This is a genomic window from Enterococcus sp. 7E2_DIV0204, assembly GCF_002140855.1.
In the GTDB taxonomy this organism is placed as follows: Bacteria; Bacillota; Bacilli; order Lactobacillales; family Enterococcaceae; genus Enterococcus_L; species Enterococcus_L lemimoniae.
The window spans coordinates 1-19,559 of record NZ_NGKY01000003.1; the positions used below are offsets into that span (position 1 = coordinate 1).

25 protein-coding genes are annotated in these 19,559 nt (G+C 34.9%); 1 reads left to right on the plus strand and 24 read right to left on the minus strand.

The features are described 5' to 3' along the window. Positions 1-71 precede the first annotated feature (71 nt). The 7 genes from A5819_RS17105 to A5819_RS17135 all read right to left on the minus strand — a co-directional run bounded on the left by A5819_RS17105 (position 72) and on the right by A5819_RS17135 (position 5,708). Positions 72-2,693: a SpaA isopeptide-forming pilin-related protein gene (locus A5819_RS17105; RefSeq protein ID WP_086353074.1), complete on the minus strand. Its 2,622-nt coding sequence runs from the start codon at positions 2,691-2,693 to the stop codon at positions 72-74. Positions 2,694-2,855: 162 nt separating this feature from the next. After that, positions 2,856-3,959 carry a hypothetical protein gene (locus A5819_RS17110; RefSeq protein ID WP_086282314.1) on the minus strand — a complete coding sequence of 368 codons (1,104 nt, stop codon included), beginning with the start codon at positions 3,957-3,959 and terminating at the stop codon, positions 2,856-2,858. Between the two features lie 17 nt (positions 3,960-3,976). Continuing rightward, positions 3,977-4,126 carry a hypothetical protein gene (locus tag A5819_RS19385; protein WP_176271494.1) on the minus strand — a complete coding sequence of 50 codons (150 nt, stop codon included), beginning with the start codon at positions 4,124-4,126 and terminating at the stop codon, positions 3,977-3,979. 34 nt (positions 4,127-4,160) lie between these two features. Beyond that, positions 4,161-4,421, minus strand: coding sequence for a helix-turn-helix transcriptional regulator (locus A5819_RS17115; protein WP_086282316.1), 261 nt, complete (start codon positions 4,419-4,421; stop codon positions 4,161-4,163). A gap of 34 nt (positions 4,422-4,455) precedes the next feature. Then, positions 4,456-4,668: a hypothetical protein gene (locus tag A5819_RS17120; protein ID WP_254907332.1), complete on the minus strand. Its 213-nt coding sequence runs from the start codon at positions 4,666-4,668 to the stop codon at positions 4,456-4,458. 11 nt (positions 4,669-4,679) lie between these two features. Next, positions 4,680-4,967, minus strand: a complete 288-nt coding sequence (locus A5819_RS17125) for a hypothetical protein (RefSeq protein ID WP_086282318.1) — start codon at positions 4,965-4,967, stop codon at positions 4,680-4,682. 426 nt (positions 4,968-5,393) lie between these two features. Next, entirely contained in the window at positions 5,394-5,708 is a 315-nt protein-coding gene (locus A5819_RS17135; RefSeq protein WP_086282322.1) for a hypothetical protein, read from the minus strand. Between the two features lie 788 nt (positions 5,709-6,496). Here A5819_RS17135 and A5819_RS17140 point away from each other — a divergent pair. Further along, positions 6,497-7,426, plus strand: a complete 930-nt coding sequence (locus tag A5819_RS17140) for a hypothetical protein (protein WP_086282324.1) — start codon at positions 6,497-6,499, stop codon at positions 7,424-7,426. A 132-nt stretch (positions 7,427-7,558) separates the two neighbouring features. Here the strand turns inward: A5819_RS17140 and A5819_RS17145 are convergent, their stop codons facing one another. The 17 genes from A5819_RS17145 to A5819_RS17220 all read right to left on the minus strand — a co-directional run bounded on the left by A5819_RS17145 (position 7,559) and on the right by A5819_RS17220 (position 19,543). Then, the gene (locus A5819_RS17145; RefSeq protein ID WP_086282326.1) at positions 7,559-9,067 is read right to left on the minus strand and encodes a primase C-terminal domain-containing protein; all 1,509 of its coding nucleotides are present in this window, start codon (positions 9,065-9,067) and stop codon (positions 7,559-7,561) included. 586 nt (positions 9,068-9,653) lie between these two features. Next, the gene (locus A5819_RS17150) at positions 9,654-10,196 is read right to left on the minus strand and encodes a hypothetical protein (protein ID WP_086282328.1); all 543 of its coding nucleotides are present in this window, start codon (positions 10,194-10,196) and stop codon (positions 9,654-9,656) included. A gap of 3 nt (positions 10,197-10,199) precedes the next feature. After that, a complete protein-coding gene (locus A5819_RS17155) occupies positions 10,200-11,045 on the minus strand; it encodes a ParA family protein (protein ID WP_086282330.1) in 846 nt (281 codons plus the stop codon). Between the two features lie 435 nt (positions 11,046-11,480). Continuing rightward, on the minus strand, positions 11,481-12,731 hold the full coding sequence (locus A5819_RS17160; RefSeq protein WP_086282332.1) for a hypothetical protein: 1,251 nt from the start codon (positions 12,729-12,731) through the stop codon (positions 11,481-11,483). Positions 12,732-12,937: 206 nt separating this feature from the next. Continuing rightward, a complete protein-coding gene (locus A5819_RS20155; protein WP_369011017.1) occupies positions 12,938-13,021 on the minus strand; it encodes a putative holin-like toxin in 84 nt (27 codons plus the stop codon). 108 nt (positions 13,022-13,129) lie between these two features. Next, positions 13,130-13,735, minus strand: a complete 606-nt coding sequence (locus tag A5819_RS17165; protein ID WP_086282334.1) for a recombinase family protein — start codon at positions 13,733-13,735, stop codon at positions 13,130-13,132. Next, the gene (locus A5819_RS17170) at positions 13,728-13,964 is read right to left on the minus strand and encodes a hypothetical protein (protein WP_086282336.1); all 237 of its coding nucleotides are present in this window, start codon (positions 13,962-13,964) and stop codon (positions 13,728-13,730) included. The genes A5819_RS17165 and A5819_RS17170 overlap by 8 nt, the downstream gene beginning before the upstream one ends. Positions 13,965-14,151: 187 nt before the next feature. Next, positions 14,152-14,421, minus strand: a complete 270-nt coding sequence (locus A5819_RS17175) for a hypothetical protein (RefSeq protein ID WP_086282338.1) — start codon at positions 14,419-14,421, stop codon at positions 14,152-14,154. Continuing rightward, positions 14,418-14,750 carry a hypothetical protein gene (locus tag A5819_RS17180; protein ID WP_086282339.1) on the minus strand — a complete coding sequence of 111 codons (333 nt, stop codon included), beginning with the start codon at positions 14,748-14,750 and terminating at the stop codon, positions 14,418-14,420. The genes A5819_RS17175 and A5819_RS17180 overlap by 4 nt, the downstream gene beginning before the upstream one ends. Before the next feature lie 18 nt (positions 14,751-14,768). Beyond that, positions 14,769-15,977 (minus strand): lipase, encoded by a 1,209-nt coding sequence (locus A5819_RS17185; RefSeq protein WP_176271495.1) that lies wholly within the window; start codon positions 15,975-15,977, stop codon positions 14,769-14,771. Continuing rightward, complete coding sequence (locus tag A5819_RS17190; RefSeq protein WP_086282341.1) at positions 15,977-16,297, minus strand: hypothetical protein; 321 nt, start codon at positions 16,295-16,297, stop codon at positions 15,977-15,979. The genes A5819_RS17185 and A5819_RS17190 overlap by 1 nt, the downstream gene beginning before the upstream one ends. Before the next feature lie 397 nt (positions 16,298-16,694). Then, a complete protein-coding gene (locus A5819_RS17195) occupies positions 16,695-17,192 on the minus strand; it encodes a class I SAM-dependent methyltransferase (RefSeq protein WP_086282343.1) in 498 nt (165 codons plus the stop codon). A gap of 13 nt (positions 17,193-17,205) precedes the next feature. After that, the gene (locus A5819_RS17200) at positions 17,206-17,799 is read right to left on the minus strand and encodes a DNA methyltransferase (protein WP_176271496.1); all 594 of its coding nucleotides are present in this window, start codon (positions 17,797-17,799) and stop codon (positions 17,206-17,208) included. A gap of 41 nt (positions 17,800-17,840) precedes the next feature. After that, on the minus strand, positions 17,841-18,299 hold the full coding sequence (locus A5819_RS17205; protein WP_086282345.1) for a hypothetical protein: 459 nt from the start codon (positions 18,297-18,299) through the stop codon (positions 17,841-17,843). Between the two features lie 37 nt (positions 18,300-18,336). Next, positions 18,337-18,621 (minus strand): hypothetical protein, encoded by a 285-nt coding sequence (locus tag A5819_RS17210; protein WP_086282347.1) that lies wholly within the window; start codon positions 18,619-18,621, stop codon positions 18,337-18,339. Positions 18,622-18,636: 15 nt separating this feature from the next. Then, entirely contained in the window at positions 18,637-19,251 is a 615-nt protein-coding gene (locus A5819_RS17215; RefSeq protein WP_086282348.1) for a thermonuclease family protein, read from the minus strand. A 1-nt stretch (position 19,252) separates the two neighbouring features. Next, a complete protein-coding gene (locus A5819_RS17220; RefSeq protein ID WP_086282350.1) occupies positions 19,253-19,543 on the minus strand; it encodes a hypothetical protein in 291 nt (96 codons plus the stop codon). Between the last annotated feature and the right edge of the window lie 16 nt (positions 19,544-19,559).

A 19,559-nucleotide genomic window follows, 5' to 3' on the forward strand; every position in this document is an offset into this window, starting at 1 on the left:
TTCCTCTCTTTGATAAAATAAAAAAGCGACAAACTGATTAAAGTTCATCGCTTCGCTGTTGATATAGTAAATTATGCCACTTCGTCTGTTTCTGCTTTCTTGAAGACAAACAGAAAACCAACTAATGCAGCAATAGCAAATCCAATCATCATGAATGTTGATTGAATGGTTTCACCCATGCTTGGTAGTGTTCCTGTTTTTGTTGGTGTGCTTGGTGTTACTGGTGTTTTAGGTTTCTCTGGTACTTTTGCAGTTTCAGTAACTACGGTTTGATCTTTATTGTATAGATCTGTTTCTTCAGCAATCACTTTGCCGTCTTTATCTTTGGCAACGTGGGTAGCGACTAATGCCTCCCCTTCTTTTAAAGTATCTTTTTTCAAGTCTAAAGGCACTTTGAAGGTTTCAGATTTTTCTTTAAATGTTTTTTCTGTTTCATCCGTACCAACAACACGTTGATTGATAATGACACCATTATTGTATTTAACCGCTACAAATTCAGTGTAGAATGTCATAGGTGTATTAACCCAGGCGTCAGTTACTTTTACTGTATCTTCCAGCTTGTTGTCTTTGGTTGGATCGATTACTTTTTTACCGTCTACTGTTGCAAATAATGTCGTAATTTTCATAGGAATTTTTGTATTTTCCCAATTAATGGTACTGTTTGTTTTGTCTTTTACTTCTACGATCATTGAATGTGGTTGATTTGGTGAAATTGTCCAACCGTCAGGATATTCTACTTCTGAGAAGCGATATTGTCCTTCTTTTAGCTTCAGTTTGTTCGTTTCAGCGCTTGTAGTGAAGGTAAAGTTCACGTCTTTTGTATTTTCGCTTAATCCTTCAACATGAATTTTAGCGCCTGTAATATTTAAAAGGGAAGAGAGATCTAAATCAGATTTCTTGTTAAAGTCAATTTCACCAGTTTTTAACTCATTCTTGAAAATACCTAAGTCATACGTTGCTACATCAACTGTCGATACTTCATAAGGAACATTAAATGTAACGGGTTCAAATTGGCGGTAGTTTTCAGGTTCGTTTGTTTCGTCAAAAATGTATTCGTTTTGTTCACCGTTGACGAAAGGAATCGTACTCTTTCCTTTCCCTTCAGCATCGGTTAACATAGTATCAAGGTATTCTCCTGCTGGTGTTAGGACTGTCTCTTGGTCGGGTGCAGTCGTATCATTGTTGTTTTTATTCGTGAATTCAGCGCCTTCTAGGGGAATATCTTTATATACTGGTGTTCCTTTTAATGTTGTTTCTTTAGCATCGAACACTTCTTTTTCTTTTTCAAACGTCACCACTGCGTTTTGGTGGTTATTTTGTTGCGTAATTTTTGTTGTTTCTCCAGCTTTGATTGTCCCTGTGATTGGTGTTTGATCCCGTGTATAGCCTTCTGGAACAGCAGTTTCAACTAAGCTGTATGGTGTACTATCAATATATTTTTCAGAAATTGGAGCCCAACCGTCTGCCCCCGTTGTAAAGGTTACTTTATCTGTGCCAATTGTGCCTTCAAACGTAGTATTAGCAACCATTTGTCCCGTCACTTTATCTTGTTTACCGATTTGAAGTTGCCCTTCTCGTGCAAAGAATGTTCCTTGTACATTTTCAACTTTTATCGGATCTCTTAACCACCCAGCTTTAACTACTGATTGTACATCAGCGTTAATTGGGTCAAAGATCAATGCAGCTGGTGTTCTTTGGTTCGTATTAATTGCAAAATTTAACTTCTTAGCATAATTTGCAGGTGCTGTTAATCTGAATTTAACATTTGATGGAATTGTTTTTGTTCCTGATTTACCGCTAAATGTTTGTCCATTGTCCAGTTCTACTGTTACTTCTTTGTCAAAATCATTGGTTGGAATATCATAAGTGATATCATGTCCGTCTGTTTCAGGAGTATACCAATTGGTAAATTGTCGCTTCGTTTTTTGATCAAAATCAGCAGTTTGAACTTTATTCTTAATCGTAAATTTTCCTGATGGTGCATCTTTATCTCTCGCCTTTTGAAGTAAGAAAGATACGTTAGCATCTGAAGTAAATACTGGTAAGTTTAAATCTACACCTTGATATGTGTGACCTAAATAAGCATTTAGTGCAACGAATACGTCAACATAGTTTTCATTTGGTTGATCCCAACCTCTTTGAAGTGCATAGTATAAAATATTGTATACCCCTTCATCATGGTAGACCCCCTTTGCATATTCTACATTAACTGGGAACGGCTTATCAGGTTTTACACACCACACGGCACCTGTTTCACCCCCAACAACATCAATATAAGGCGTTGAAATATAAGCCGTTGAACTATAATATTTTGTTAGCTTTCCTGTACTATTCCCGATTTCTCTTAATAGTGACTGCATCCGTTGATTGAATACAATTTGTTCCCCATCGGCTGTTAAACCACTAGAGATTAACGGTTGAGAAGCTAAAAAATTATCAATTGCACTGCTTGCTGGTAAAGTGAAATTCACTTCTGGAATTTTGCTTTCCTGGATAGGTTCGCTTGCTTCTATTGATTCCGTCGTTTCAGTTGCTACAGAACCTTCTTCAGTTGATTCTTTAACCTCTGTATCAATTGTTTTTGATACGTTTTCTGTTGCCAATACCTGAATAGGTGTTACCGCTACTTGGCCTAGTACAATAGCTGTAGCTAGAATTGTTCTACATTTACTAAATGATTTGCTAATTTTCATAATTTCTCCTTTTTGAACTATTTTATTTTTTGCTATTGAAGGATTACCTTATTTTCGCTGGTGATCGTATCATTTTCATTGAAATTTGCTCCCTTTTTGGCATATAAAAAAGTCGATCAAGTATAATAACTTAATCGACTTACTCATTCTATAAAAATGTTATTACCAACCGCCCCACTCTGTCGTGCCACCACTGTGTGGATTGTCTTCTGATCCTTGAACTTCATTCGGATTGGTTGGCGCTGTATTTCCACCATTATTGCTTGCTGGTGGTGTGGTTTGACCACCTCCAGTTGCAGGTGGTGTTTGTTCTTGTGGTGCTTGTGCTTGAGGATATTCATTGCCTCCTTGTGGCACATAACTTCCAGTATCAGTCGCTCCACCAGTTCCAGTATAATCAGGTGTCGAGCCTTGATCTGTTTGAACAGGTGCTTGCGCTGCTGGTGTTTCTGTTACATCGGACGTTTTGGCTTGCTGTTGCGGTGTTCCGTTTTCTTGTTTTGTTTCAGCTTGTCCTTTCGCTTCTTCAGCTGCTTTTTTATCGATATCAGCTTTAACCTTATTTAGTTGATCCGTCAATGATTTTTTAACTTTCTCATTTTTGACCTTATCGACTTCTGCTTTGGCTGTGTCGTAAAGTTTTGTGTCAGTAGAGATCACTTTGTCTTTGTAGACTTTTTCTGTAGCTTGTTTCGCTTTGTCTAGCTGTTTTACCTGATTTTCTGCTTCACTTGCTAGAGACTGAACTGTTTTTTCAAAATCAGACGTTGGTTTTTCTACTGATTTTTTAACTTGATCGATTGTCGCTTGTTTCAAATCATCTGCGATCGGCAATTCTTTTGAAATCTTAGCACCATTTACAGCTATACCCTGGAATAATTTATTCACTGATTGCTGCTGTTCAAATGTCTTTTCAAGTGTCGTCATTGTTTCATTTACTGCTTCTACTTCTTTGTCAAAAGTAGAATGATCAACTTTTATGGTTGTTTCTTTAAGACTAGTCGCCTTTTCAACCTCTTTTTTTAGGTCTTTTATCTGGCTCTCTTGCATGTTTTCTACTAGGTAGGAAGGTGATTTTTTATCGAAATATCCTTTCAAATCTCTATTTAAAGCCTTCAGTGTTGCTTCCTGGTTCTTTACTTCTGTTTGTGCTGCTTCCAACTTCTGTTTTGATTGGTTACTAGAGTAAGCATATGCACTACCGCCACCAATCACCGCAATTGCTACCAAACCCAATGCTACTGTTTTTTTCGTCCACTTTTTCATATCTAAATCCTCCATTTTTAAATTATTTTTGATTCATGGTAAAAGTCCATCGCTTGAAATAAGGAATAACTGATTAATACAGCAATGAACAAACTATTTCGTTCAAAATTCAATAAAATTAAAAGTACCGCTGCTAACAATGACCCTAAAACTTTCATTTTTTTCATAATCCCACTCACTCCTACTTCAATAGTAAAGTATTCAATCCTCAACGTCCACCATTTCTGTGTTCTCTCCTTCATTTATTCGTGTGAAAGTAAAAATTTGTTCAATAGGAACCTCGAAAACGTCTGCTATGTCGTGGGCTAGTAAAAGTGACGGGTTGTATCGATTCCGTTCTAACTGAATGATCGTCTGTCTTGATACACCGACTTTATCAGCTAATTGTTGTTGTGTCATACGCTGCATAGCTCTGTAAACGTGAATACTTGATTCAAAACTACTATTCTTTTTCTTTGGCATTATAATCCTCCTTCTTCTATCTATTCATTCACTGTTACGGCACAAGCTTGATCGATAGCGTCTTTGCGGTGGGAGACGTTACTATTGCAAGGATTTTCAAGTCTTCCTCTGCTTGACGCTCATCCCAATAGTTCCTTCCTGTTGTTTTGGTGCTTACAAATACAGGTGAATGGCCGTCCCATTCTTTAAAATACACTTTTCTAAACGTATTAGACGTCTTATCCAACATATGAAATTCGATTTTCAATTTTTTTTCCTCTAAACCAGTAACATAACTTCTGTTCGTGTGTAATTCACTTCAATAGAACGATTTTTCGGTGAATCATTTTCTCGTACACTCATTATTTTTGTGCACTGTGTGTTGGCAATACTTAAGGCATTGGTTCGTTCTAATGCTCGATATAGCTCTTTTTTCTGTTTTTCAGTCCATTTTTTAGTTGGATTTGTTAGCGCAATATAGTCCGCAATCACAATTGATTTCCGCTTACCTGATCTTAAAAAATTGATCAAGTCATCGATCAGTTGCTTTTGATTGTCTTTTTTCATCTATTTCTCCTCTCATTTCTTTTAGCTTTCCTTTATTCATTAGTGAAATATTCGCTTTTTGGCAACAAAGCGTACCCTGCTTATCTTCGGCTTGAATAAGCAACCTTCGTTTCATATCGCTCAACTTCCGTGGAAAAAGTATCAGAAATCCTTCTGCTAGTGACTGGTTCCTGGTAGAACGCTCAACCACGCTACTTACTTTCATTAAGTGATACAAACACTGCTTACGTTCTCTTTTCCTCAAAAGATACTAGTTATGCCCTTATGAGCAAACAACTAAACGCTAAACGGGCAATTATTTAGTTGTTCTTTTCCTGGTTAATCTCCTTTCTCTGCTCTAAATACTGTATTCAGTTTTCAAAGATCACTAAAACAATCTGTGTTACGAGGGATTTCACTAACCAACAAAAGAAAGCTAGTGTTGGCTTATTTTCTATGTCGAATCACGTACGGATTTACTAAAAAGCGAAGGGCCCAATTTGGATGGTTTCTTCGTGCGATCACAAGATTTTTCGCAACAACCGTTTGTATATTTCTATAAATCTTAGCAAGCTGTACGACTTCAGACCGGATAGAACCGTTTTGATCTTCAGTGATACAAACAAAATAACCCTCTCCATGATTTGACCATATACGTTTATCAAACGTCCGTACTGTCGTTGCTTGCTTGATCACATCAAATTGTGTGCAATTTCCACGATACTGTAGCTTTTCTTTACGTCTATGAACCACTTTTCCCATAATGATCTTTCCTTTCCATAATTGATTTTGACAAGTTAACGAACAACAAAAAAGGGGTGAGACACATTTTACTGTATCTCACCCCCTGGAATTGCAACCATCACACACGTTTTTTATTACAAACCCTTTAAAGATAGGCATACACCTACAAAACTAAACCATTATTTGCTATAATGCTTCTAAGGTATTTTAAAGTACCCTAAAATAGTTTTGTAGACAGAAAAACATAGGTTCTTCTATCATTTTCCCTAAAGAATTGATATAATTAGTCGTTGTGACGTTAGTTGCAACTAGGAGCCGCGACAGGTTCATGTGTGGTGACATGGAACTGCTCACGTTATAATTCCGCTTGACCTTCTAAAAGGATTCCAGTCCGATTAGTTGGAAGGGGTTATAACGGGCTCTTTAATTGTTGTTCGCTAACTTCTTAAAGTCAGTTTTACTCTTTCTTACTTTGTGCTTAAACAGTAGCACATTACTTTTTAATTTGCAACTAACAGTTACATAAAGTTAGTTTATTCAAATTAAAAAATACATAATTATAATACTGCCACTATAACCAAAGGTACAATTGCTAAAACTACTACAGCCATTTCTATCACTCCAGACATTCTTTGTTTAACTAGTATAGTTTAAAATTACCATATTTTCTAAATAATTCAACAACTTTTTCACTTTATGTGAAATTGACATAATATAGGGGCCTTTTTGGAATTTAGTAATATAATTCATTCTTTATCTGGCAAACTCATGTGATTTTAACATAATATAACATAGGAGCTGATTTTTTGAACATTTCACAAACCTTAAAATTCTTTCGTACTAAAAAAAAATTTAAACAAGGTCAAGCAAAACCAAAAACAATGGATCAGTCTGCTTACTCAAGAATAGAACAGAATACCCGTCCCATTTCAACCGATGAATTAAGCGAAATTTTAGATAATATCAGTGTTACACCAAGTGAATTTTTTTCTTTTGCTGAATATAATAAAAAACAAACTGACTTTAAAAATTTATTTTTCTCGTACGCTTCAGATCTCGAAAATGATTCCCTTAAACAAGAACTATTAGCTTATTACAAGCTATTCAAAGCAGATAAACATGTAAATCTAAGATATTTAGCGAACTACACAACCATAGTCTTATATTTTAAAGATAAACTAAAAGAAGTATCTCCACTAACAAAAAAAGACTTAGAACTAGTGTACACAACACTTAACAAAAAGAAATTTTATAGCTTTTACGATTACCAAATTCTTGCGAACTCTATTGTCAGCCTACACCCAGCTATTGCAGAATCAATACTTACACAAATGATTCCAATAGATTATGAAAACCAAAGAGATTCAGCAACTTTTGTTCAAGCTCAGGGAGCAATTAGTAACATAATCTCTGTATGTATCTATAGCAACATGAATAAACGTGCTAGACGCTACATCACAATCGCCAAACAACTTGAAACACCGGACAACCCTAACCAAGCGAGAATTGACATTTATTATCTAGAAAACCTATTAAATTATTTAGAAACAGGAGAAAATCAATACTTAAACAGAATTGAACAATACAAAGATATGTTAAAAGAAATTGGTGCAACAGAACATCTAAAAAATGTTGAAGAAGAGATTAGATTATTAACCTTTGAAAAACAACCACAAAAACTTCTTCACAAATTTGGTATTGGTTTATACAAAAGTAGTAAAAGTGATTCAGAATAATTCCTGCCGCTACCCCGATACACACGCCTGCTATAAAATAATAAATAAAAAAACTTTCAAGCTACTCAACTCTCTCGAAAACTAAGGGGAAGTATCCTAGATATAATGTATTGGCAGTGTGCATGTTTTAATTTAGCCGGTGTCCCATAGATTTGTTTGCTCACCAAATAACCCTATTTTCTTCTCTGTTTCTGGTGTTTCAATCATCTTGATTAGTATAGCTGCTTCTTTGAAAAAGGTTCTAATGGCGTTTTTATACGCCTTTCTGACGTGCTGATTCACCACTATTACGGTGCGGATCAGCGCTTTTCTTGTTGCTACAACTATCCCACCACCTCGGCCAGCTTTTACTTCTACGTAAATTTTGCCTTCAGCTTTTAACTCCTTCAAAGCCTTGTCTAGTGATCTCTTTGGGATAGGTTTATCTTGGTATTGTACAGCTGCTTGTAATTCACTCTTAGTCAATTCAATTTCTGGTCGGTATCGATAGCATTCACTCTCCAGGTATTCTAAAATATCTGCTTTCCATTCACCGACGTGTGATCTTTTACGTTCTGATCGATCTTTTTTGTGTTTATACCATCCATTAAATTTTTGCGTAAATAATTGGTCTTCAGAGAGTGATTCTGAGCCCCAGTTCTCTAGCAAAAGCAATACCTTCTCTTTATTGGCTCCTGGAAAACGCCCAGAATAGGCACTTTTTACTGTTCTAACAACATCTTGATTTCTCAATGGTATTTTTAGCTTGCTATTAAATTCATCCATTACATTAAAGCATTCATCTTGATCGATTCCTGAAGCGTAGTAGGCTAAAGAAAGAGTATAAATGGCACTATTACGGCCTAGTTTCCCCTTCGTTCCCACAATTTTAGGATTATTAAGCAAGGTATCTACCCATTTTTCATCAACTTGACGGATTTCTTTTCCCTTCAGCAAAGTAAGATTTGATTTTTTGTAGGTACGTGACGGTTGGTATTTCATCGACCAGGCAATCAACTGTTGCATATCTTTAGTCATTGCCGGGTAAAAATAGGCGATATTATCCGTACGTGGAATACGAGCAATCCCAAAATGATTGCAGCCGAGATCCACTGAAGGCAATGTTTCAGCAAAAGCTTTCCGTAGATTTTCTGACACACGTTTGGCCACTTCGATTGATTGATAATTATTCTTTGAAGAGATATACCAGGCACTTTCCAAAATGAAGTACGCTTGATACCCTCCAGGAGTTTTTAAAATCAGTGTTGGCATCAATTCTAAATCAAGTGCAGCATCAAGGATCATTTGAGTATCCAGTTTTTCTCCTGGTGATCGATCAAAATCAATGACAAAAGTATTGATCTGCTTTAGATTCTCCTCAGCGTGACCTTTTACGATCGTTCGGCCATCATCAGCATACGTACCGTAGCTGTATACATTAGGTGTCCAGTGTGTAAAGCAATCTTCATTTTCCCAAAGAGCTTCTTCAGACGTAAGAACCACACCTCGTGAAGAAGTCATGTTTTCTTTGGATCTAAACCCAAAAACAGCGCCTTTGTTGCCTTCAGGTTGCTGATTGAATGGACGAACTTTGCTATTCTTGAATTTATATTTGCGAACACCATCTTTTAATACTAGACTCACGATCTCTGATACTTGCATGACTGGACACCCCCTTTTTTCTAAGATAATAAAAAACGAACACTCGAAATTACAGTGTCCGTTTCTGAAAAAGCATATTTCGTCTACTCTAAAGTCATTTAGGGTACGCGAAATAAGCCTTAAACTATTGAATTTTTTCGCAAAATTTGCTATAATTTCTTGAAGCAAATGGCACTAACCAATAGCTCAGACACTCATAGTGTATTTAATTGGTAGAAGCTGTTTTAGAATCCTTCTGACAAGGATATTAATTTGACGAAAGCAAACTTTGGTGGCAACCGTGTAGTTTACTTCGTCTTTTTTGTTTTCAGAAGCATGATACCATTAATAATAAGCATGTGTAAAGTACTTTATAAACCTTCATTTGATTAAGTATCTTTTAATCTGAACAGCATTTTCATTTAAAGTATCTTTTAATCACTGTTACTTTTTGATTTTAGTATCTTGTAAATTGATTAATGTATCTCTCAATCAATTTATTATTCCTATTAGATTAGCCTTTATTGAATTTTAAAAAAAAATAAAGTATCTTTTAATCAAAATATACTTTATTGATTAATATTATTTTAATTGAAAGATACTTAAATCAAATTTTTCTATCAACCCATAGTTCCTTTTGAACTGACAGAGTTTCTATATCTATTTCTTCTGTAATAGTCAAATATGGTTTACCCGCCTCCTTCAGTTTCATATTTTTTTCTTCAACTATTGGTTTCAACAACTCCATATCTTCCTTATAACTTTTATACAACGAATCTCGATCATCTCGATCAAAATTTAAAACTAAATTATCCAAAGCAATATCTATAATATCGCCCATTGATTTTCCATCAAATTTTCTTGAAATTAACCGTTCAATTCTAACTTTCGTACTAAGTGATATTTTAGCATTGTAATCTTTTTTCAACCGAGGATCATTATATTCTGCTTTTCTACCAGCTTTGCCTTTGTGGCTTTTGCTTGGATACAACACTTGTTTCTCATCTACTCTTATAGTTTCATTTGAAGTTTTCCCTTGCATTTCTGTAGTACTAGCTAGTTCATTTGTGAAATCCACAATATTTTCTAATCCATTATTTTTTGGCCTTTTTCTATTAGGAAATAAATTTGATTTTCTTTGTTTCTCCATGATCTATTCCCCTTCCATAAACCATGATACATGTTCGTTTATTTCATCCAAAATATTTACAAATAGCTCTTGTGGTTGTGAATCTACCTTCATCACTTCACCATTTTTTTTTAAATCCATTGTAATTCCGGTTTCATCATATCTGACAAGTCTTGCATTTCGATAAACAATAGTATTAAGCAAATTTTCTCCATACAGATTTTTTGCTTCTTCATACATAAAATTTTCTGTACTCATACGTTTATCTAGCATAAATGAAATAATCCCAGCAATTCCTAATTGAGTATTATATCTTTCTGTAAAAAATTCCATGTAATCAATATAATCTGCTGCTCCTCGTAAGGCTTTTGGTTGAGTTTGAAGCATTATAATCACAAATTCAGAAAAATACATTGCACTATTAACAATGGTACCGATTGAAGGTGGAACATCAATAAAAATTTCATCATACTTATCTTTTAGTGGAGCTAATACCTTTTCAAAGTATTGAAACTGTTCAATTTTATTGTTTGGAAATTTCATGTTCATAAAATCCTCGTATGTACTCATGGCCATATTTCCAGCTATCATATCAAGATTTTCTAATAAAGGTAATATCGCTCCTTCAGTAGTTCCATTCCTTAAAACATCCCAGATAGTTTTTGGAAATCCTTCAGCTTGATATCTTGTATTTCCAAAATTTTCAGCTGTATAGCTCATTACATCCGATGCATTAGCTTGTGGATCTAAATCAATCAGTAAAGTTTTTCTTTTCTTATATATCGCATTTGTAAAAGATAACATTTGTGCTGACGTTGACTTTCCAGTACCACCTTTAAAATTTCCTACTACATAAATATTTGCTGACATATCTTCCACCTCATTAGTTAATTTGTTTAAGTATCTTTCAACCCATTGATTAAAAGATACCACAAACAGAATAACTTTGCAATAAGTATCTCTCAATCAAACATTATGAAAAGTCTAAACTAATCATCTATTAATAACAATTTGATTAAAAGATACTTAAATGTATTGATATAAGTATCTTTTAATCAAACACACACAAAAAGCTGCTACCACAACATTTGTGGCAACAGCTTTCAGGATGTGGCGGAACAGTGTCCCACTACCGAGAGTATAACACGTCTTCAAAGGTTTATAAATAATATTAATTAATTGCTGTTTAAGGAGGGCCCGAGTGCCTATGGCAATTTGAATCGATAAGAAATAAATTTAACCTCTTTAGTGCTTAAGTATTTAATTGCTAACATATTTTTCTTATCGTTCTGATTTTATCTCTCTCTATTTCCTCATTGCCTTAGGTTTAATACTTAACAACGGTGTCTTTGGATTTTTTCTTTTTGCTATCATAAATCCTTTCGAGTTTATAACGCTTTTAACATTTTTGTATATAGTACTGTTAGGAACTATATTAAATGTCATCACATTTATCCAATGATTATCATTTGTATTTACATACACATTATTATTGAAACACCTTACTGAGTATCCATGAAGCGTAATATCTTGTTCTGTTAAAGAAATACCTTTATTGAGAAATTTTTTATGCTTTTTTAGCCATTTTAAAACTTCGTGAGTGTCATCACGTCGAGCAATTATGTGATTACCTGTGCCATATACAACCAAAACTTTTCTAAAAAGATCATATTCAGAAATATATTGTTTGGTTTTCACATTCAAGTATCCTTGTTTTTTTATATTAACAACATTATCATTTGGATATATTTTAAATGTATTACCTTGTTTTAAATCACTTTTAGTAAATTCATGTTCAGTAACTTGTTCCAAAAATTTATAATGTTGTGTAGGGACAACTCTGTCTTTTTTTGATACTACGCTTTTAATAACATGTTTCTGTTTTTTTATAGAATCATCTTCATAAACTGTCTCTCTCACCATTGGTTTCCTTTGTTGCTTGTTCGCTCGCTCATGCTGCTTTTCTATTCGAATGATTCTTTCCATATCTTCATAATCTGCAATCAAAAGGGGTAAATCATACTTCCTGAACTCTTCTACCCTACTCACTTGCGTATCATTCAAGGAGGTTATATTTTTACACAATTTATATTGGGTGTACATTTCTTCTGGAAATCTGAATCCATGTTCAATTAATACTAAAATTTCATCGACTTTCAAGTTCAGTTGATTTATATCCATAGTAATCTGCCTAGCAACATCCGGATTCAAGTTTGTTAATTCTAAATAGTGTGTAAAACCTAGATCTTTTTGTTCCCCATTATTGGACTTAACCACATACTGATACTTTAATTCTCTTCCACATTCGCAGTATAGTCGCTCTCCATTACCATTGCCTTTATAGTTGTTACTTATTTTGTAATCAACAAGGGACCACTCATTTTCTGCTATCATATGTTTATTAGCAAAAATAGAAATGGCTTTATATCTCCTAGTATTATTAACGACCTGTATTTGCTCATTCGAAAGAAGTTTCAGTAATCTTGAACGTTCTTCAATAGTTAATGCTGAAATCAATCGTGGGCGGTTCAATTTATCTAACAGTATATTAGCCACTCAATCACTCCTTATTTTTTCTCTAACAATATCTCAATTTATTTAAGAGCTTTTAAATCTGGATTTTCCCACTACTTTGCGTTATAATAATAAATGAAAAGAGAGATATGCTTCAACATACCTCTCTAGTGTAGATTGCCAGTGAAAAGCTGGCAGCCATTTGATAGTGTTTTAAACCATCTTACTCGGCTAAAGTAAAAGATGGTTTATTTTTTTTGATTAAATTTCAATATTGCAATCACTAACATTGCGAAACTAATCGCAAGTGTCAATGCTTCATATACTGACAACGCTATTCCTTTCTAGGGATACAGCCATTAATCATAAGGCATCACCCCTTTTTCAAGAGATTTAGCCAACCATCTTTTCACTTTTCTACAATGATTAGTATATCATAATTACAGCTGCGTATCTTTCTTTTTTCGTTGGATTCCATACTTTATTCGGTAACGTCTGAAGGTCTCACGACTAATCCCTGTCAACTCTGCTACTTTTTTATCAGTAGCGCCATTCATATAATGATCAAATGCCCACTGAAGTCGTTCACTATCTTTTTCAAATAATGGTTTTCTTCCAGTGTACCGCCCTTTTTCTTTTGCTAATGCAATCCCTTGTTTCTGCCGTTCTTTGATTCTTTCTCGATCAGACTCCGCCTGGTACTTATACAATTCAATAATCAAGTGATTGATTAACCGGCGCAAGTTTTCATCTTCTATTCCATTCATTGTTGGTAAATTAAGAATATCCAACGTCGCTCCTTTTTGTTGGATCTGATTCATGATCTCGGTTAAGTCTTTATTCTTCCGGCTAAGCCGATCCAACTCCGTCACAACAACAACATCGCCTTCACGTAAATATTCTAACATTGCTTGTAGCTGTGGACGATCCGTGTCACGTCCACTCAATTTGTCTAAAAAGACCTTAGAAACGTCTTCTAAAGCAACTAATTGCCGGTCAATGTTTTGATCTTTACTGCTCACACGTGCATAACCAATTCTAGTCACCTTTCCACCGTCCATCTCTATTAGGTTCTATGTAAATCAGTGTGTTATCTATCTGCTTTGGAGAAGTTATTAGATACCCCATCTTTTGGAGGGTTTCTTTTTTTATTACATGACGGCCAATCTCATTTTCAATCACTACACTTTTTTCTAAAATAGAGGTCACTATTCCTGTGGTTACTTTTTCAAAAATTGTTTCTGCTGTAATCTCTGTTCCGACTTTTAGATCCATTTTTACACCACCTATTTTGGGCAACTCTATTGGGTATTTCTGAATCCTATTATATCAGTCTTTTTCACATATGCAAAAGAACCCAATACGGTATACTCTATTGAACATTAAAAAGTCAAAACAATTCGTTTTGACTTTCTTCATATATTTTTAGTTGGGGAAGTTCTCATTTTTTGTTGTATCTATTCTAATCACCTAAACTGTCTAATTTCTTTTCTTGCTTGTCAAACGCTTCTTTTACTGATTTTCCAAATTGTCCTTTGATTGACCCTTCTAAGGAACTTGTCGTTCTTGAAAGTGAAGTCTTCGCTTCTTCTAGGATAACCTTTCCTTTTTTCTCAGCATTTTTTTGATTGTTTTCACTATTTTGTACCCCAGCCATTCCAATGGCTCGAACACTTGCAGCCTGGTACCTTTTTCGTATTTTTTTTAATAATTCATCTATTAAATCCGTCATGTTTCTTCTCCTATATTTTGTGTTTCTTCTCTAAGCTTCTTTAACTGAGTGTAATAGGTATTTTCTGCTGCTTCTTCTTTTTGCTTTAATATACGCTTTTCATTTTCTAATTCCTCTAGAAAATGGTGGTTTTCGTTTTCCATTTTACGTCTTGCTTGATTAAAGGGTTCCCCGTCCAATGCTAAATCTTTCAGAATATAAGAAAGCTCTTGTAAAGAATCCTCTAAGAGATACTCCCCTTTTTTCCGTGCAGCCTTTAGTTCATCCTCTTGTTCTTCAAGTGATTGACGTGTCGCTCGATATGAGTTTATAATAGTTTCTTCATCCATAGTGGTCCTCCGATACGTTTAAAACTGAAGTTGTCTTGCTAAATCTTGATCCTGTTGAACAACCGCTGAAATTTTACTATTTATTTCGGAAACGAACGTGTCAAACGTTTCTCCTACTTCTTTGGCTTCTTGTATCTTTTGCTGGTATTGTTCATTTGCTCTATTCACAATTCTATCCTTAGTGAAGCCAACTGCGGACAATTCACTTTCCATCTCAGTTTCAGATAGTTCAGAAGAAGCCCCTCGAGCTTTAGTTAAAAAATTATTCCATAATTCTTCTGTTTTATCCATTTCTCCTTGATAGTGCGTAATTACTTTACTCATGGCGACTTTCAATAGACTAGAAGCTGTTGTCACAATCGATCTAGCTAATGTAGCATCTAGATAGATTTCCTCTGTACCGGACAGTCCACCGCCACTTGCTCTGAGCTTTGCTTCTAAAGTCTTCAGTAAATACATACTCGTTACAAACTTACTCATTAGATTTTGTTCTAGCTGCTGACCATCCATTGAAACATATGTAGTATCAGGAATTCTCAAACGTCCGTCTTCATCAAATTTCCATAAGGTCAAAGCGTGGGCCTCTAAGGGATTCCCTGGGCTCCCTTTCGTATACCCTATCATTATTTCTGCGCCTGTTCCATTTCCCATTAGATTTCCAATCAAATCAGCAAAGTTTCGATAGTTTGTCAGCATACCCGGATTATTCTTGACCCACTCTTTAGCATCTGGAGAAAGTATGCCGTATGGATCTGGCCCGTTGAAGCCAACGTTTCGCCATTCATTTTCTGCAGCAATCATAAGTGCTAAATACTCCCCCAATGAATGACCCGTTGTTGTAACCACCGCATCAGGGTACGTTAATTTGATCCAATCTGCAAATTCCTGAGCTGAAACAGCTTGACCAGGATTCCAACCCATTTGTTTCATACTTAAACCAACAGTTTGAGCATCGGTTACAACATCTCGCCAATCGCCACCGAAATTAGTGCCTGCATAGGCAACTGTCAGCTGAGTTGTATCCGGATAACCGTTTGAATTTAAAGGAGCTACCGCCATAGCCTGCATTCCATTACTTGGTTCTGTTTTAATTTTTAGAATCTGGTATGTTTTCCCACCAATATTTTGGAAACTGCCTTCAGTAATTGAAGGATCATAGCTTTCATGCTTTGGATCTAACCAATAAACCATATCACTCAATTCATTATACTCTTTCTCAGTTGCCATCAGACTTCACCTTCTTTGCCGTCTGAATAAGTAACTTTTACTTTAGAAGCCGTTATCCCTTCTTTTTGAACATTGCTATTAACAATACCATAGCTTCCTATCTCATCTCGTTCTTTCCAAAAACTGTAAGTGAATTTTGCAGTCTCTCCATTATTACCAGTAACGTCTACAAACATCCTATAGGAGCCAGTTGCTTTGTTATGTCCAGTTTTTTCTATGTTTACCTCTTTAATATCACTAAAAGTATTTTTTAATACAATTACTGACTGACGTTCTATTTCAATTAACTCTTTTTCTTGATCTTTCTTTCTCTCATCCATGTAATATTTCCCTCCTAATCCTAGGAACACTAACAAACATAATACTATAACGATTATACTATTTCTTTTTTTCATTGTAAGCTCCTTTTGTAATAATAGATTAACTATACCACACAATTGAATAACAATATATTAGTAAAAATGTGTTATTTGCTAAATTTCATTTGATATTAGCTAGTTATGTAAGATTACTTGAAAATATGAAAAGACACTACAATTTTCATTATAGTGTCTTCCCACGCTTTTAAAGTCGGACATTAGCCCTATCTCGATTGTACTCTATAATTAGTTTTCATTCAAAATGAACGTTGAAAAACTAGTAATACCAGCTTCTGGTAGAATCAAATTTAGCTATACTCAAATTTTACACAAAAGAGAAAAAACAAAAGGATCATTTCTAGGTGATCCTTTCAGTTTCTGATTCCATTTTCATGAAGACCATCCAGTGCGTTCTTGTTCCTTTTGCTGTCTTTGTCACTTTTTGTAGAAATATAGGACGATATGGAATACACTTTAAAATCTCAGCTGGTGCATATTGTACATCATTCCATTTAAAAACCAGTGTACCAAAAGGTTTCAGAACTCTCATTGCTTCATCAAATCCTTTTGCTATGTCTTGCTGCCAAGTATCTTTATTTAAAACTCCATACTTTTTCCTTAACCATGAATCTTCTCCTGCATATGAAACGTGCGGCGGATCAAACACGACTAAATGATAGCTATTATCTTCAAACGGAAGATCACGAAAATCGGCTACTGTAGTTGGATTTACATCTATTGCGTGATCTGAAAATTGTTCAAAATAAATTCTATTGTCAACAAATTCTACGTTTGGATTTTCTTTATCATAATGAAACATTCTACCACCGCAGCACATATCTAATATAGGTTTCATTCCTTTTCCCCTTTCATTTAACTTGAAAGACCCAAAGATAACTGTGATTTTTTCTAGCGTGTTGCTGTTTATTATTAATCTTTGGAGTCTTTTGATTTACCAAAATAAACAAGTCTTTTGGATACAATCCTAATTTGATAGCTAAATCATGAATCTCAATATGTGACCATTTCTGTTTACATCCGTGTACTTCATCCTGACACTTACAAAGAATGTAGCCATTTCTCCTGGTTACCCTTTTCAACTCCTGAATCCCTTCTTCATAAAGAGAAATAATGCCATCATGTGTTGTGTAACGAGTTGTATTGTAGCAATCAACCATACCAGGTAAATTTGAAATGCGTGCATAAGGCGGATCAATGACACTGTGATCAAAAGAGTTGTCTTCATAGGGTAAGTGCCTGAAGTCAATACCTGTCTTCAGATCAGATCCAATTATCCTGAATCTATTTGAAGGAACTTTTCTCCAAAACACCCCACGTCCGAAAGTAACATCTGCAATGCTGTCACCTTCAGAAAAGTAAAGATTTGATACATTTTCAATTAATCCTGAATTATCTCCAACATGAACAGTCAAAATTGGACTATCTAATCTTATTTCAGACATCGCATTCCCTCCTTTTTTATTTGTCCTAAAAACCGTCATTATTAATCAATCCGATCAAGATATATCTGTCCATCATTACCTTTGATTTTCTTTACTTTTTCCTTTAGAACCTTGTCATTGATTTCTCTAAATGTTTTTATCAATACAGCAACTTCGTTCAAATTATTCGCTCTTGCAGTAACTGAAACAGGAACTGGATACCTTTCTTGTTCCACAGGTGGAACATCCAAAAGAAATGGTGTATTTTTAAAAAAGACTTCTAACTCCTGTAACTTTATTTTTGAATAGCAAGTGTAGGGTATATCATCGTTTGTTACTACATAAGATCCATTTGAATATACTTCAATACAAATGGTGTCGTCAGAAACATCATTATATTTATTTTCATAGAGCAAATAGGAATGAGGCATCTCCTTTTTGTAATTTTCAATTATCCTATTAGAATCATCTTCTACAGTTCCTAAAAGATTTAAAGCCTTTTCAATTTCTGTTGTGTTCATGCCAATTTTCTCCTTCCAGTAAGCGATCTTCCAGAGGTTATTTATAAATAACCTCTGGAATGTCTGATTCATCAACATTTCCCATCTGATATGGCATCAAAATCGGCAAAAGCTGATTTAATAGCGACTTGTCTAAGCAATTATTGATCATGTTTCCAAACGTATCTAAAATCAAATTATCTCCAGTATCTGTTACTATGCATCGGTGAGTATCTTCTATTCTATAAATATAAGAAGCTAAATTTTCAGCTGTTCCAACAATTCTTTTACCGCCTCTGTGTTTTCCATCTTCATGCATATCGTAAACAATAAATGTTTCCATTATCTCTCCCCCTATTTATTCTTGAAATCCTCTGTCTGTAACGTAACCTTCTATACTCCAAATACCTATACCTTGCTGTTTCGCTTGCTCCTGACTCTGTTCCAGCTGTTGTAAATATGTAGTGCTAGGTTCATGAACATAAGCCACTCTAGCAAGCCCCTCACGAACTAAAATGTCCTGAAGTAATTCGCCATCGATAAAAACGTACCCTAAAACACGATCATACTTATCTTTTTCATTTCCTTTATCGAGCATGATCTCAATTACTGAAGCAGTTTCAAGCAATTCTTTTGTCCTGTCGCTTGCTTCAGATCCAAACGGCTGAACAGGTGTATTCGGTTTTACCGTTTCAGGCGTATCGATCAATAGATATCGAACCGTTATTTCTTGATCATTTAACAAAAATTTACTTGTATCACCATCCACATGGCTACTTAGTTGCACTGGAATAAGAACACTTTTTTGTAGCTCTTCCGACTGACTACCAAAAAATTTGCTGACGAGTTCATCTTTTTTTGCCTTTAAATCTAGTTTGTTGGCATCATCTACTTGTTGAGTAGAACAGCTCGCCCCTAATAGGGCGGTAGCTACTAAAAGTAGTAGCCACCATTTTTTAAATAGGTACTTCATTCTATTCTCTCCCCTGCATGTTATAGTATTTTCGTTCTTTCCAAAGCTGATCAATTGCTTCAGCTTCAGATAAAACAATCGTTACATTTAAGAGTGGATTCATCGAATGAAGCTGAGTGTAGTCAAATGAATTGGTTCGGTCTATGTTTTGGGAAGGCTCCAGTTTTACTGTGCTTCCATTCGCAAAGTAGCGAATGGAAGTATCTTGTTTTCTAAGCAACCCTAATATTTCTGAAACATCACTTTTTTTCCTGATCGTAGATAATCTAGCTTCACAATAGAAAATAGTCATTTTTTTCTCCCTCATT